A 13,272-nucleotide genomic window follows, 5' to 3' on the forward strand; every position below is an offset into this window, starting at 1 on the left:
ACGGCGAAAGACGCGCTGTTGAGTCCGGTACAGGCAACGAAAAAAGACGCGGAAGGCAAGACCTTTGTCGAGGTGGCGAACAAGGAGAATCAGCCTGAGAAACGTATTATCACCACCGGTATTTCAGACAGCGTTGATATTCAGGTTCTCAGCGGCTTGAAAGCCGGTGAAAAAGTCATCCTTGCTACCCAAGCCGTCGGTGCGGACAAGGTGGTGATGTGAGCTTGATCGAACTGAAAAACATTCAGCGCAGCTATGTTAACGGTTCAGAATCTTTGCATGTGCTGAAAGATATCAATTTGCAGATCGCCAGTGGCGAAATGGTCGCGATCATTGGCCCTTCCGGCTCGGGCAAATCCACATTGCTAAATATTCTCGGCTGCCTGGATGCCGCCGACAGCGGTCACTATTTTATTTCAGGCCAGAATACCGCTTCACTCTCTCCGGACGCGCTGGCGAAAGTCCGTCGTGAACATATTGGTTTCATTTTTCAGCGCTACCACTTAATGCCGGACCTGACCGCATTAAGCAACGTCGAAATCCCGGCGATTTATGCCAATTTGCCGGGGCATGCGCGGCGGGCGCGTGCTGCTCAATTACTGGAACGACTCGGTCTCAAAGGCCGTGAACATCATAAACCGGGTGAACTCTCTGGTGGCCAGCAACAGCGCGTCAGTATTGCGCGAGCGTTGATTAATGGAGCCGAGATTATTCTCGCCGATGAACCGACCGGCGCGCTGGATTCGCATTCTGGCGAGGAAGTGTTACGCATTCTTCATGACCTGAATCGTGACGGTCATACGGTAATTATCGTCACACACGATATGAAAGTGGCGCAACACGCAGACCGCATCATCGAAATCCAGGACGGCGAAATTTTTGCTGACAGCGGGCCAAAAACAGAGGCGACGCGATCGCGCTATCAGCCAATGGTGAGCAGAAGTCAGAGCAAGCTGCGCGGATTTGTTGATCGCCTGCGCGAGTCAATGCGCATGGCGCTAAATGCCATGAATACGCATCGCTTACGCACCGCACTCACCATGACCGGTATTATCTTTGGTATTGCCGCTGTCGTCACTGTCGTCGCGCTTGGACAAGGTGCGCGTGAAAAAACGCTGGAGAGTATTTCCGGTCTCGGGACGAATGTGGTGTCCGTGTATGCCGGCGGCGATTTCGCCGAAGATGATGCGCATCCGGTGTTGACGCTGGTGATGGCGGATGCCGATGTGATTACTCGCCAGCAGTTTGTCGACAAAGTCAGCCCTGAGCTGCTCTCGACGCAGCCGATCCGTTATCTCTCCAACTCGTCAAAAGCATCCGTATCGGGCGTCGGCAAAGATTACTTTGAGATTCAGGGCATCAAACTCACCGAAGGCAGCAACTTCAGTGATGAACGCCATGCCCGGCAAGAGATCATCATTGATACCAATACGCGCAATAAGCTGTTTGCAGCCAATGAAAACCCCATCGGAAAAATGATCGTGTTAGGGTCTGTGCCGGTGCGAGTCATTGGTGTGGCGCATGAAGATAACGGCATTTCGCCCAATCGTCTCAGCGTGTGGCTGCCCTGGAGCACCATGATGTACCGCATCAGTGGGCAAACAGCGCTCACAAGTATCAGCGTTAAGCTTAAAGATGATGTGGTCAGCGGTCCGGCGGTGGAATCTCTCACGCAACTATTGACTGCGCGCCATGGCACCAAAGACTTCCTGATGTTTAACCGCGATAAGTACCGCAAAGCGATTGAAGGGGCAGCAGCCACCTTGACCTTGCTGATTTTGATGGTGGCATCGATTGCGCTGATGATCGGCAGCATCGGCGTGATGAATATTATGCTGGTGTCCGTCACCGAACGAACGCATGAGATTGGCGTGCGTATGGCCGTGGGTGCGCGGCGTGGCGATATCATGCAGCAGTTTATGATTGAGGCGGTGCTGGTATGTTTGGTTGGCGGTTCACTCGGCGTGGCACTCTCACTGGTGATCGGTCCGCTGATTAGCCTGATGGCAGGCGGTGTACTGACAGCCATCTACTCATGGGAATCCGCGGGGGCAGCTTTCGCCTGCTCCACTATTATCGGCATGATTTTTGGTTATTTGCCTGCGCGCAAAGCTGCCCGTATGGATCCGGTCGCCGCGCTGGCGAGTGAGTAAATGTATCTTCTCGGGTGCGCATCGCTGCGCACCGATTTTTCCGTCATGTTGGGATTGAGAGCGACTTACATTACGGTTAGATCAGCATCGGCAATGTGGCACTGGCCGTTTGCTGACTAGCAGTGGCGTAATGCGCATCATGTGCCATCAGCTCCCCCATTAACGCCTCAACCAGCAACATCGCCCCTACCTTCCCACTCAACGTTCCGGCATTAAGTGGGCCTTCCGGTCGCGCCGCCACCAGCAACATATCCGCCAGATTGCCCATCGGGCTGCGCAGCGTATTACTTAGCATCAGCACCTGAGCTTTGCGCTTCTTCGCCACATTGACCACATGCATCAGATCTTTGGTGGAACCGGAAGCAGAGATCGCGATGACCAAATCACCTTCACCCAGGGTCGAAGCATTCATGGCCGCACGATGCATATCACCAAACAGCTGCGCGGGTTTGCCCAGCCGTAGTAGACGATAATGCAAATATTCGCCGGTTATCGCGCTGGCAGCCACGCCATAGATTTGGATAGAACGCGCCTGATGCACCGCCGCACCTGCCTGCTGTAAGACCTCGCGATCAATAAATTTTCCGGTATCGCGCAGCGCCTGCACCGACTCTTCCACCAGCGCATCAACCGGATCGCCCGTTGCTGCCAGCGTGGGCTGACTCTGCTGCACATCCAGCGCCAGCGCCATCTTAAATTCGGTGTAGCCTTTACAACTCAGGTTGCGGCACAAGCGCGTCACGCTGGCTTCGCTGGTGTCCGTCTCTTTCGCCAATTCGGTAATGGTGAGATACAGCACTCTCTGCGGTTCGGTCAGGATGAAGTCGCCCAGCTTTTGCAGCGCAGGACTGTAGCCCGGCAAGCCCTGCTTCAGATGCAGCAAAATATTTCCATTGTCCGTCATGACACCTCTCCATTAGCCAATATTGATGGCGCTTAGTGTGCGTAAAGGCCCTGCTTTGTGCCAGCAGAATTCATTATAAGTGAAAGCTATCACACTAATGGTAGTAATTTTCATCCAATGAAGTAGATTGTGGTAGTAATTTTTACCACAACAACACTTCGGGGATAAAAATTTATGTCAATGTTCAGTGGAGCCTCTTCAGGAGGCTGGTTTGAAAAAGCGCAACGTTTTGGAAAATCCTTTATGTTGCCGATCGCGGTATTACCTGCCGCCGGCTTGCTATTGGGCATTGGCGGCGCGTTATCCAATCCCAACACTGTTAAAGCCTATCCGTTTCTGGATATCGCCTGGCTACAAGGGGTGTTCACCATCATGGCCAGCGCAGGTTCGGTGGTATTCGCCAACCTTGCGGTGCTGTTTGCGGTCGGCGTGGCGGTAGGTCTCGCGAAAAGCGACAAGGGCACAGCAGGACTGGCATCTCTGCTCGCCTATCTGGTGATGAATGCCACCATCAATGCCCTCTTGACGCTTACCGGCGTGCTGGCCAGCAGTAATCTCAGTGCCGTGGGTCAAGGCATGGCGCTCGGCATTCAAACGCTGGAAACCGGCGTGTTTGGTGGTGTTGTGATCGGGCTGGTCACCGCGTTACTGCACAACCGCTATAACAAAATTGCCCTGCCACAATTTCTCGGCTTCTTTGGTGGCTCACGCTTCGTCCCGATTATTAGCTCGTTTGTGGCGATTATCGTTGGCGCGGCAATGACCATCGTCTGGCCGCATTTTCAGAAATTGATATTCGGTATGGGTGGACTGGTCGATGCCACGGGGTATTTCGGCACTTTCATATACGGCTTTGTGTTGCGCATGCTCGGCCCGTTTGGTCTGCATCACATCTTCTATCTGCCTTTCTGGACTACCGCTTTGGGCGGCAGTGAAATGGTCAATGGTCATCTGGTTGAAGGCACTCAGCGCATTTTCTTCGCTCAGTTGGCCGATCCCAATACGCAGCAGTTTTATCTGGGGACGGCGCGCTTTATGTCGGGCCGCTTTATCACCATGATGTTTGGCCTGATCGGGGCTTGTCTGGCGATGTATCACACTGCCAAACCCGAGAACCGCAAACGTGTGGCCGGTTTGTTATTATCCGCCGCCCTCACCTCATTTCTGACTGGGATCACCGAACCGATTGAGTTCTCGTTCCTGTTTGTGGCGCCAGTGTTATATGTGATTCACGCGCTGTTCGATGGCCTGGCCTTTATGATCGCCCACATCCTGCACATCACCATTGGACAGACCTTCTCCGGCGGTTTAATCGATTTCATTCTGTTCGGTGTATTGCAGGGTGAAGCGAAAACCCACTGGATGTATGTGCCCCTGGTCGGCGTGCCATGGTTCCTGCTGTATTACTTTACCTTCCGCCTGCTGATCACTCGATTCAATTTCAAAACGCCAGGCCGTGAAGATGTCAGCATCGATACCTTGCCAGTTGCCGCTGGCGAACGCCCTTTGCAGGTGATTGAAGCGCTGGGCGGTAAAGACAATATTGCCGAACTTGACTGCTGCGCCACACGTTTGCGTATCACACTAAAGGAGAGTTCTAAACTTAATGAAGCCGCATTGAAGGCCACGGGCGCTCGCGCGGTTATCCAGCGTGGCAACGGCGTACAGGTGATCTATGGCCCGCACGTCACCATTATCAAAAATGAAGTTGAGGAGTTACTCGCGCTATGAAAGCAAACATGCTGGAGCAAATTAAAGGGAAACTGGTGGTGTCTTGTCAGGCACTGGAAAATGAACCCCTGCACAGCGCCTATATCATGTCGCGTATGGCATTAGCCGCGAAGCAAGGTGGCGCGTCGGCAATCCGCGCCAACAGTCTGATCGATGTAGAGCAGATTATGCAAACCGTGGATTTGCCCATTATCGCCATTATCAAACGAGATTATTCAGGCAGTGATGTATATATCACTGCCACGCTCAAAGAGGTCGATGAATTGATGGCGGCGAATCCAGCGATGATCGCGCTGGACGCCACGCAACATCAGAGGCCTGGCGAACTGCAGTTGCCGCAGTTGGTGGCGGCGATTCGTCAACGCTATCCGCAGTTATTGCTGATGGCAGATATCGCGACAGTTGATGAGGCGTTGCTGGCGGATGAACTCGGCTTCGACTGCGTAGGTACTACGCTGCATGGCTACACGGCGGAAACGCGCGGAAAGTATCTGGCGGCAAATGATTTTCACTTTCTGCGTGAAGTATTAACAGCAGTGAAGGCGCCAGTGATTGCAGAAGGCAATGTGGAAACACCTGAGATGGCGGCGCAGTGTTTAAAACTGGGCGCGCATTCTGTGGTGGTCGGTGGCGCGATAACCCGTCCTCAGCAAATAACGCAGCGTTTTGTCAACGCAATCAGCTAATACGTTTTATTAGGCCTTAAATAGCAAAGCCGCCCGAAGGCGGCCTTAACGCTGAAGCGGAAACTAAACTTATTTGTACAGCTCTGCAGTCATGTGCACACGGTTGTTGGTGTTTGCTTCAGTGATTTTATACTGAGCGCCCTGCTGTTGTGCGACTGCGGCAACTTTCGCTTCGGCACCGTCAAGAGTTGAAGACTCAACGGAGATGCTCTGGGCAAAGCTGGCAGCAGACATCAGTGAAAGAGCGGCGGCAGCGGCGATGGTCAGTGTTTTGATAGTTTTCATGGTTTTATTCCTTTGGGTTGTTTGTGAAGGCTGAGTGCCTTCGATGGAAATAATAATACCCTAGGTTACCATTACCATATTAACTATTAGTGCGATCATGATGATCCAACTAATCATGCGCAGCGTTACTGTCACATTGACTGTCATAATGATCAGGATGTTATCCACATTTCGGGTGAAAAGACTGCGCGCTAACCTGTGGATAAATCACCTCCCACCGCCAACCACGCCAGCTGCACTGCCGTGGTTACTTTTCGTACGAGCTTGTGCCTGATTGCTCACTCATCTCCTGTTACGCCTAACGGATCAAATCGTTACCGATTACGGTTAGTGTGGTTTCATACCGAATCCTCTTTCTCAACCACCAGTACCCGCGCGGCGCCCTGCGGATGGGCAATATGCTCGGTTCCCACACTGGCAAAGAAAATATCACCGACATTCAACATCACTTTCTGTACTTCGCCCTGCTCGCGGTAATGCATTTCTACTGCACCATCCAACACCACAAAGACCTCTTCGCCGTCGTTGATGTGCCAGCGATAAGGTTTATCAGTCCAATGCAATCTGACGCTGGTACCGTCGAAATTGGCAATATCGACGGCATCCCAGGATTTGGCTGGAGTAAAGTTTTTACTGATGATGGTTTTCATGCGGATCCTAAATGATTGAGATTGCGCACTATCTTAACGGTAAGCCATAGATGGATGAGGACATGCATCGACCCTTTTCGGACAGATTAATTCCTCACCACGGCGAACTTACGCAAAGCAACAATATTCATCACGGCCAGTATTGCTGCGGCAATAAAGGTCATCGCCACCTGGCCGGGAATATAAGCCATAAAGGCCGCGAGAAATTGCCCGGCAAAGATTGCCATCGATAAACGCGCCAGTTGTCGTCCACGCTCATGCGGTTGGCTGGTTTCAACCGTCATATGGTTGACCAGAGGCACTGACAGGCCAAATCCTATGCCTAACAGGATGCCGCCCGGCAGGCACAGCAGCATGTCCGGTGCAGCAGCAAACTCCAGGTGCGCCAACATATAACAAACGAACGCCATGATCAGGGTTGGATAAGGACCAAATTGCAGTGCCACATGCGGCATCAACGCTGCAGCCAACACGGCCACCAGCGAAACGAATGACAGAAAATACCCGATATGAGCGGCATTAACGCCCAACGCAGCAAAGCGTTGTGGCAGCATGATGATGGCGGTATAGAAACACATCATGGAGCAGATGGCCGCCAGCAATACCGGACGCAATGCCCGATCGCTGTTGGTTGCGCCTTCATCCCTGGTTTCAGTGGCGATTTGCTGTTGCGGACGTGGAAACAAAATGACCACCAATGCGAGCAGCAACCAGGACAAAAGATAGAGTGCATAGGGATAGCGCCAACTCAAGGAAGCCAGAATCCCGCCAATAAATAAAAACACCACTCCACCAAGTTCGATAGCCATGCCCTGACGCGCCATCATTTTAAGTCGTGCTTCAGCCTGATAAAAACTGGCAATTAAACTGGTTCCAGCCGACATCACTACGGCGGTAAAACAGCCTAATAGGACACGATCGATGATCTGCAGGGGTGCGCCGGGTAACCAGGCACCCGCCACGCCCAATCCGCCGTAACAGAAAAGACCCACAAGAAGCATGGGGTAAGCGCCATAACGGTCTATCGCTCGTCCGGCAAAAGGCCCTGCCAGTACTACGCCCAATGCTGGCAGCGTTACCAACCCGTTAGCCAGATGTGAGACTCCTAATTGCGCAGCAATCTCACTCAATCCCGGTACGATAACGCAGCCCACCATGATGGTCAGGCAACTCACCGCCAATAACGTCATTGCCGCTGCAGGTTTTAATACAGTCATGAATACACCTATCCGCATAATGGGTTTATCATCCACATATCGGACATGAGTGTTAGGGTAATCGCGTGTGATGTCAATCGCTAGCGGGTAACGTGATAGAGTGGCGCGTGGGTAAATCGATGAAACGGATGAATAATGGTCGCAGATACTGAAGCTAACGGATCACAGGTGATTGCACGTGCCGCCACCCTTTTGCGCGCACTGGAAAATCGCCCCGCTGGATTATCAATATCCGAACTGGCGAAATCGACTGCGTTACCGCGAACCACGGTTCATCGATTGGTGACCTCTCTGATTGCGCAGCAGTTGCTGATCCAGGACAGCGCGGGAATTAAATTGGGGCCAGCACTGACCAGACTTGCCGCCTCAGCGCACACCGATATTATTGCGCTGGCGCAACCGGCGATGGAGACGCTGGGGCGTCGCACCCGCGAAACGGTGGACTTGTGTGTCTGGCGTGGCAGCCACACGGTACTGGTCAGCCAATATGCTTCGGATCAGGAGCTGCGCGTGGTTTCGCCCATCAGCACAGCCTTTCCTTCCCACTGCGCCGCACATGGCAAAGCCCTATTGGCGGAACAGCCTGAGGAGCTTTTGACGAGGTTAATGCCGCAGTTGAATGAGGTGCGCACCCTGCAAACGTTGAAAGATCGTCAGCCTTTGCTGAAAGCGATTGAGTCAATTCGCCAGCAAGGTTATGCGATTGATCGGGAGGAGCATGCGCGCGGCGTTTGTGGCGTCAGTGTTGCTCTGCACACCGGGCCGGGTGAACGCTATGCCCTGGCCTTAGCCGTGCCGGCTATGCGCTTCGATGAGCAGTTTCCCCAACTACTGGCCGCGCTGATGCAGGCGAAGGCAGAAATTGAAACGCTGGTGGCGCGCTAAAAAGATAAAACCCGCCAGGGCGGGTTAGATTTGAGAGTGGTTTACACACCCCAAAACAGAATGTTAATAGCGTCTTTAATTTCAGTTTCGTAGATTGCAAGACTTCCGACTTTATCGCCAAACACGCTTTTTGAAACGCTAACGACATCGTCAGTTTTCAGCCGATAAGCAGTGCCATTGAGTTGAACGATTGGAAGGAGCTCTTTACTCACTTTTTCAGAGAGTAAAGAGGCATCAACAAGCGGGATGGCCATTCTATATCCCGGTGTATCAAGGATGTTACTCTGAACATCGACAAAAAGTTGGTAATGACTGGTCCGCTTATATTCATAAACATCAAATTGCATGAGTTACCACTTCCTGTTCTCATCAGCGAACGAGCCAAACTTTTGGTTAAAAGCGGCAAGTTCTTCCATGCCCTCACGATTTTCTTCCTTCCAACGTTCCCCTTTAATGCGCTTAGCCTCTTTGGCGTAAGCCGCATCCGCTAATGCAGAAACGTTAACGCCGGAGTCAACCAAATATTTATAGTTGTCTTTCTCAACGGTGATACTGACTTTGCCTCTCATTTAGCCCCCTAAATCGATGTCGTTTAGAGGTATACTATATGGGTATACAATGAGGGTAAATAGTCACCATTGCCAAATCTGTGTCAGGGAAATCTTAATATTACAGATTTAAGGTATATGAGGGGGGCCTGGATGACCTTAGAGATCATCTAAGTAGAACGTATGAGAGGCGGTTACTTAGTTCAGAAACAGCAAAGCCGCCCGAAGGCGGCCTTAACGCTGAAGCGGAAACTAAACTTATTTGTACAGCTCTGCAGTCATGTGCACACGGTTGTTGGTGTTTGCTTCAGTGATTTTATACTGAGCGCCCTGCTCTTGTGCCACTGCGGCAACTTTTGCTTCTGCACCGTCAAGAGTTGAAGACTCTACGGAAATGCTCTGTGCAAAGCTGGCGGCAGACATCAGTGAAAGAGCGGCAGCAGCGGCGATGGTCAGTGTTTTAATGGTTTTCATGGTCATATTCCTTTGGGTTATTGATGAAGGCTGTGTGCCTTCGATGAAATAATGATAACCTTAGTTATCGTTTCTATATTAACTATTAGTGCGATAATGATGATCAGGCTAATTATTATTCGCAAGCAAGGTGCGCACGGTCGAGATAAACTGCGGCCACTGATGGAAACGCATTACCGGCATATGTGCATGACGCTGCGTGCGCAGCGCTTCAACAAATGCACTGGCTTGCTGATCAATCTGGTCATGATTCTGTTTCATGATGCGGTCTCCACTGCATTACGCCTCTCAACGAAAAAGGCCGCCCCGTAAGGCGGCCTGCTCCGGCACTTCCCTGTGCAACCATCCGATAATTATTTGTACAACTCAGCGGTCATGTGCACGATATTGCCGTCGCTGGCTTCAATGATTTTGTATTGTGCGTTCTGCTGATGTGCCTGAGCAGCGATTTTCGCTTCCGCACCGTCCAGAGTCAGTGAAGTGGCAGATACTGTTTGAGCAAAGCTGGCAGCAGACATCAGTGAAAGAGCGGCAACAGCGGCGATTGACATTGCTTTGATAGTTTTCATGGTCATATTCCTTGGTTTGTTTGATGAGAAGGCTGTGTGCCTTCGATGGAAGCGATAATAACCAAGTAAACTATATCTATCTTAACTATTAGTGCGATCATTATGATCGCACTAATAGTTAATTAGCCTAAGACAGACTCAGAAATTCAATCACTTGTCGCACTTCCCGTTGATCTTTACTGGATAATGCCCGTAGTGGGCGTGGCAAATTATTCTCGTCCGCCAGGCTCAGGAGAGCCGCTGCAGCCGCCATCACTCGGATACTTCCGCCATGCTGACGGAACAGCGCCCAAAGCGGGGCTAACCGTTGGGACTGCTCGGCGACTGCAGTGAAATCCCCTGCCTGAGCGGCTCGGGTAAGCGCTAATGCCGTGTTGGGGAACAAGCCACCACACACGGAATACCAAACCTCACATCCGGCCATAAGACCGTTACCCGCTGAGGCATCGCCGCTGACGCCGATACTAATGCGTTCAGGCAGTTGCGCACGCAGTGCGCTCACCCGCTGGGTAGCCGCTGACATTTGGTCAGGAACACCGGGGATTTTTATCGAAGCTATGTTGGAAAGCGCGGCTATCCGTGCGTAGAGCGCGTCGGAAAACTGCGTGTGCGTCGTGCCGGGGTTGTCATAAACACAAATGGGCACCGAGACGTGCTGAACCACCTCGGCATAAAAATTAAACACTTCTTCTTCGGTGAGCTTTTGGTACGAAACTACCGGCAATAGCAGAGCTCTTACGCCTGCCTGCTGCGCATCATCAGCCAGCCGCAACACTTCATCAGTGCTAATCGCGCCTATGCTGACCATTACCGGAATACCGTCTGCATGCTGGACCGCGAGTGTCGCCACGCGCTTGCGTTGCTCTCGGGAGAAGTAGGCATAGCTGCCGGTTGAACCCAGCACGCCCAGCGTGTCGACCTTAGCGGCAGTTAAGCGCGCCAGAATCTTTAGAAAGGATTGTTCGTCGATGCCTGTAGCATTGACGGGGGTCAGTGGGAACGCACTAAGACCTGAAAACATAGCCAGCTCCTGTTAGATAACGCAAAAGCGCATCTTAACAACAGCTGGCTATTTGTCATAGGACAAAGCCGTCAGCGTTTGTCCCTTTTTCTAAATCTCAACCAGATCAGAGCGATCACTACAATGATGCCCGCAGCAGCCATGCCAAGCCGCGATACCAGCATCAAAGGTGACGCGTCACCGCCCGCGCGCAATGATTTCACACGCTCCTCAGTGATTTGCACCTTGCTGTGACCGATATCCTGCATCACATAGTTAGTGACGGCAGCCACCTGATGGTCATTCAACTCACCGGCAAAACCAATCATCCCCTGATCGTGTTCTGGCCATACGCCATCCAACACCGCCATCGCCACATTATCGGCGTTAGGCTTGTTGAGCACCGGATGATTCTGCAACGCTGGCAAACCGTTTAGCCCTTCGCCTGTAAGGTTATGGCAGGAGGCGCAGTTGTTGCGATAGATCTGCTCACCTTCGCTGACCGCAGCCTGTGGCGTGTCGTCGCCTCGCACTGGCGTCCAGTGATTCGTCGGTGCTGGCTCAGCCGCAGCACTATCCTGCGGCAGCAGATACGTTGCAATAGCCTGACGATCTGCTGGCGTCATGCGCGAGAAGCTTTTATCAATGGCTTCGAGCATCGGTCCACCCGCCGTGGCGCCGTTGCTGGCATGGCCTGTCGCCAGATACTGTGCCAGCATGTCACGCGTCCAGTGCGGTTTTCCCTGCAACGTAGCCGCCGTGATATCGGGTGCAAACCAGGTACCCAGTGAAGCACCCTGCAGGTTCTTATCCTGCTGCTCCGCCATCAGGAAATTACGCGGCGTGTGGCAGGTGCTGCAGTGGGTTAAACCCTGCACCAGATAGGCGCCGCGATTCCATTCTTCTGACTGCTTCTCGTCCGGCTGGAAGGGCTTGCTGTCCATAAACAACAGATTCCAGGCTGCCATGCTGAAACGCAGATTGAAGGGGAACGGCAATGCCGTTTTCTCAGGCTGAATATCTACCGGCTGCACACCCTGCATAAAGTAGGCATACAATGCAGCGACATCCTCATCGGTGAGCTTCGCGTAAGCGGTATACGGCATCGCCGGATAAAGTTGACTGCCATCACCGCGAACCCCTTTACGCAACGCATCGGCAAACTGCTGCTCGCTGTATTGGCCGATCCCTGCCGTTTTAGAGGGGGTGATATTGGTACTGAAGATCGTGCCCAACGGGCTGGCAATCGCGTGGCCGCCACTGAAAGGGGCTTTACCCTCTTCGGTGTGACACGCGCCGCAGTCACCGGCAATCGCCAGATACTCCCCGCGCTTAATCAGTTGCTCATCCGCTGCATGCGCTTGTGAAACAGCCAACGCCAACGTGCCTGCTGCAAGCAGGGCTTTCCAGTGCTTAGCCATGTTGCGTCTCCTGCAGGATTTTGTCGGCGGTACGAAGAGCCAGCGCCATTGCCGTGAGCGTGACGTTACAGGTGCCCACCGTTGGCATCACACCCGTGCCAACCATAAACAGATTATGATGATCATGTGCACGCCCCCACGCATCGGTCACACTGGTCGCCGGGTCGAGGCCCATAGAGAGCGTGCCGGTGATGTGCTGACGATTAGAGAACTTGCCAGTTTTGCTGTGCTTAATGTTGGTTGCGCCGAGTTTGGCCGCAATCGCGTCATAGCATTCACGCGTTTTTTCGGTGCCTTTGATGACATAGTCGTTCATGTCCCAATACAGCGATGGCGTGGGTAAACCCAGCTCGTCCTTGTTGCTGCTCAAGGTCACGCGGTTGTTCGGATCGGGTAACTGCTCAAGCGCATTTTTGATGCTAAGGCGACGCGCGGCGCGGAAGCGAATCGCTTCCTGCAACTTCTTGCCAAACAGCCCTTCCGCCAGCGCTTCTTTAGTCACTGAGGCAACCTGTGAGGCGTTAGAGATATCGATACGGAACGGTGAATGTTCGCTGCGGAAATCGCCGTCACGGAACTGACCAATCGAACAAGGACTCACCGGGCCACGCCCTGGCCAAATCTCTTCATCGACGTCAAAAGTCACGCCTATCGCCGGGTGATCGCACAGGTTGCGACCCACATTATCGTGCGCGTTGGCGATACCGTTCGGGAATTTATCGCTGACAGACATCAGCAGCAGTTTTGGG

At 52.6% G+C, this 13,272-nt stretch carries 16 protein-coding genes and 1 pseudogene; 5 read left to right on the top strand and 12 right to left on the bottom strand.

The window, feature by feature from the left end; all coding sequences use genetic code 11:
- Nucleotides 1-222 (top strand): annotated as a pseudogene (locus tag RT340_RS16990) (efflux transporter periplasmic adaptor subunit); the annotation flags it as partial.
- Nucleotides 219-2,153 (top strand): MacB family efflux pump subunit, encoded by a 1,935-nt coding sequence (locus tag RT340_RS16995; RefSeq protein WP_313377289.1) that lies wholly within the window; start codon nt 219-221, stop codon nt 2,151-2,153. The pseudogene RT340_RS16990 and the gene RT340_RS16995, both read left to right, overlap by 4 nt.
- 76 nt (nt 2,154-2,229) lie before the next feature.
- Here RT340_RS16995 and RT340_RS17000 read toward each other — a convergent pair whose 3' ends face one another.
- Nucleotides 2,230-3,057: a MurR/RpiR family transcriptional regulator gene (locus RT340_RS17000; protein ID WP_313377291.1), complete on the bottom strand. Its 828-nt coding sequence runs from the start codon at nt 3,055-3,057 to the stop codon at nt 2,230-2,232.
- Between the two features lie 174 nt (nt 3,058-3,231).
- Here RT340_RS17000 and RT340_RS17005 point away from each other — a divergent pair, with 174 nt between their 5' ends.
- The gene (locus tag RT340_RS17005; protein WP_313377293.1) at nt 3,232-4,788 is read left to right on the top strand and encodes a maltose/glucose-specific PTS transporter subunit IIC; all 1,557 of its coding nucleotides are present in this window, start codon (nt 3,232-3,234) and stop codon (nt 4,786-4,788) included.
- Nucleotides 4,785-5,474, top strand: coding sequence for an N-acetylmannosamine-6-phosphate 2-epimerase (locus tag RT340_RS17010; RefSeq protein ID WP_211729027.1), 690 nt, complete (start codon nt 4,785-4,787; stop codon nt 5,472-5,474). Before RT340_RS17005 ends, RT340_RS17010 begins: the two co-directional genes overlap by 4 nt.
- Nucleotides 5,475-5,543: 69 nt before the next feature.
- Here RT340_RS17010 and RT340_RS17015 read toward each other — a convergent pair whose 3' ends face one another.
- From RT340_RS17015 to RT340_RS17025, 3 genes are all read right to left on the bottom strand, one after another.
- Nucleotides 5,544-5,759, bottom strand: coding sequence for a YdgH/BhsA/McbA-like domain containing protein (locus tag RT340_RS17015; protein WP_034829885.1), 216 nt, complete (start codon nt 5,757-5,759; stop codon nt 5,544-5,546).
- Between the two features lie 338 nt (nt 5,760-6,097).
- Nucleotides 6,098-6,409, bottom strand: a complete 312-nt coding sequence (locus RT340_RS17020; protein ID WP_313377298.1) for a cupin domain-containing protein — start codon at nt 6,407-6,409, stop codon at nt 6,098-6,100.
- 86 nt (nt 6,410-6,495) lie between these two features.
- The gene (locus RT340_RS17025; RefSeq protein ID WP_313377300.1) at nt 6,496-7,626 is read right to left on the bottom strand and encodes an MFS transporter; all 1,131 of its coding nucleotides are present in this window, start codon (nt 7,624-7,626) and stop codon (nt 6,496-6,498) included.
- 135 nt (nt 7,627-7,761) lie between these two features.
- Between RT340_RS17025 and RT340_RS17030 the strand changes: the two genes are divergently transcribed.
- Complete coding sequence (locus tag RT340_RS17030) at nt 7,762-8,511, top strand: IclR family transcriptional regulator (RefSeq protein WP_313377302.1); 750 nt, start codon at nt 7,762-7,764, stop codon at nt 8,509-8,511.
- 41 nt (nt 8,512-8,552) lie between these two features.
- Here the strand turns inward: RT340_RS17030 and RT340_RS17035 are convergent, their stop codons facing one another.
- The 8 genes from RT340_RS17035 to RT340_RS17070 form a co-directional block, all read right to left on the bottom strand.
- A complete protein-coding gene (locus RT340_RS17035) occupies nt 8,553-8,858 on the bottom strand; it encodes a CcdB family protein (protein WP_313377304.1) in 306 nt (101 codons plus the stop codon).
- 3 nt (nt 8,859-8,861) lie between these two features.
- Nucleotides 8,862-9,080, bottom strand: a complete 219-nt coding sequence (locus tag RT340_RS17040; RefSeq protein WP_034829890.1) for a type II toxin-antitoxin system CcdA family antitoxin — start codon at nt 9,078-9,080, stop codon at nt 8,862-8,864.
- A 237-nt stretch (nt 9,081-9,317) separates the two neighbouring features.
- A complete protein-coding gene (locus RT340_RS17045) occupies nt 9,318-9,533 on the bottom strand; it encodes a YdgH/BhsA/McbA-like domain containing protein (protein ID WP_034829897.1) in 216 nt (71 codons plus the stop codon).
- A 108-nt stretch (nt 9,534-9,641) separates the two neighbouring features.
- Nucleotides 9,642-9,794 carry a hypothetical protein gene (locus tag RT340_RS17050; protein ID WP_176505793.1) on the bottom strand — a complete coding sequence of 51 codons (153 nt, stop codon included), beginning with the start codon at nt 9,792-9,794 and terminating at the stop codon, nt 9,642-9,644.
- A gap of 92 nt (nt 9,795-9,886) precedes the next feature.
- On the bottom strand, nt 9,887-10,102 hold the full coding sequence (locus RT340_RS17055; RefSeq protein WP_097119047.1) for a YdgH/BhsA/McbA-like domain containing protein: 216 nt from the start codon (nt 10,100-10,102) through the stop codon (nt 9,887-9,889).
- A gap of 127 nt (nt 10,103-10,229) precedes the next feature.
- Nucleotides 10,230-11,123, bottom strand: coding sequence for a dihydrodipicolinate synthase family protein (locus tag RT340_RS17060; RefSeq protein WP_211729032.1), 894 nt, complete (start codon nt 11,121-11,123; stop codon nt 10,230-10,232).
- Between the two features lie 71 nt (nt 11,124-11,194).
- On the bottom strand, nt 11,195-12,523 hold the full coding sequence (locus tag RT340_RS17065; protein WP_313377310.1) for a cytochrome c: 1,329 nt from the start codon (nt 12,521-12,523) through the stop codon (nt 11,195-11,197).
- The coding region (locus tag RT340_RS17070; RefSeq protein WP_313377312.1) for a GMC oxidoreductase at nt 12,516-13,272 on the bottom strand (757 nt) is incomplete at its 5' end. The genes RT340_RS17070 and RT340_RS17065, both read right to left, overlap by 8 nt.

The sequence above is a fragment of the Pantoea sp. CTOTU50773 genome, from assembly GCF_032082325.1.
GTDB classification, from domain to species: domain Bacteria; phylum Pseudomonadota; class Gammaproteobacteria; order Enterobacterales; family Enterobacteriaceae; genus Pantoea; species Pantoea communis.

Excerpts from the sequence above, each read along its gene's own strand:
- RT340_RS17010 (WP_211729027.1), top strand. The coding sequence starts at position 4,785 with ATGAAAGCAAACATGCTGGAGCAAATTAAAGGGAAACTGGTGGTGTCT.
- RT340_RS17040 (WP_034829890.1), bottom strand. The coding sequence starts at position 9,080 with ATGAGAGGCAAAGTCAGTATCACCGTTGAGAAAGACAACTATAAATAT.
- RT340_RS17045 (WP_034829897.1), bottom strand. The coding sequence starts at position 9,533 with ATGAAAACCATTAAAACACTGACCATCGCCGCTGCTGCCGCTCTTTCA.
- RT340_RS17025 (WP_313377300.1), bottom strand. The coding sequence starts at position 7,626 with ATGACTGTATTAAAACCTGCAGCGGCAATGACGTTATTGGCGGTGAGT.
- RT340_RS17035 (WP_313377304.1), bottom strand. The coding sequence starts at position 8,858 with ATGCAATTTGATGTTTATGAATATAAGCGGACCAGTCATTACCAACTT.
- RT340_RS17030 (WP_313377302.1), top strand. The coding sequence starts at position 7,762 with ATGGTCGCAGATACTGAAGCTAACGGATCACAGGTGATTGCACGTGCC.
- RT340_RS17060 (WP_211729032.1), bottom strand. The coding sequence starts at position 11,123 with ATGTTTTCAGGTCTTAGTGCGTTCCCACTGACCCCCGTCAATGCTACA.
- RT340_RS17005 (WP_313377293.1), top strand. The coding sequence starts at position 3,232 with ATGTCAATGTTCAGTGGAGCCTCTTCAGGAGGCTGGTTTGAAAAAGCG.
- RT340_RS17050 (WP_176505793.1), bottom strand. The coding sequence starts at position 9,794 with ATGAAACAGAATCATGACCAGATTGATCAGCAAGCCAGTGCATTTGTT.
- RT340_RS17055 (WP_097119047.1), bottom strand. The coding sequence starts at position 10,102 with ATGAAAACTATCAAAGCAATGTCAATCGCCGCTGTTGCCGCTCTTTCA.
- RT340_RS17065 (WP_313377310.1), bottom strand. The coding sequence starts at position 12,523 with ATGGCTAAGCACTGGAAAGCCCTGCTTGCAGCAGGCACGTTGGCGTTG.
- RT340_RS17020 (WP_313377298.1), bottom strand. The coding sequence starts at position 6,409 with ATGAAAACCATCATCAGTAAAAACTTTACTCCAGCCAAATCCTGGGAT.
- RT340_RS17000 (WP_313377291.1), bottom strand. The coding sequence starts at position 3,057 with ATGACGGACAATGGAAATATTTTGCTGCATCTGAAGCAGGGCTTGCCG.
- RT340_RS17015 (WP_034829885.1), bottom strand. The coding sequence starts at position 5,759 with ATGAAAACTATCAAAACACTGACCATCGCCGCTGCCGCCGCTCTTTCA.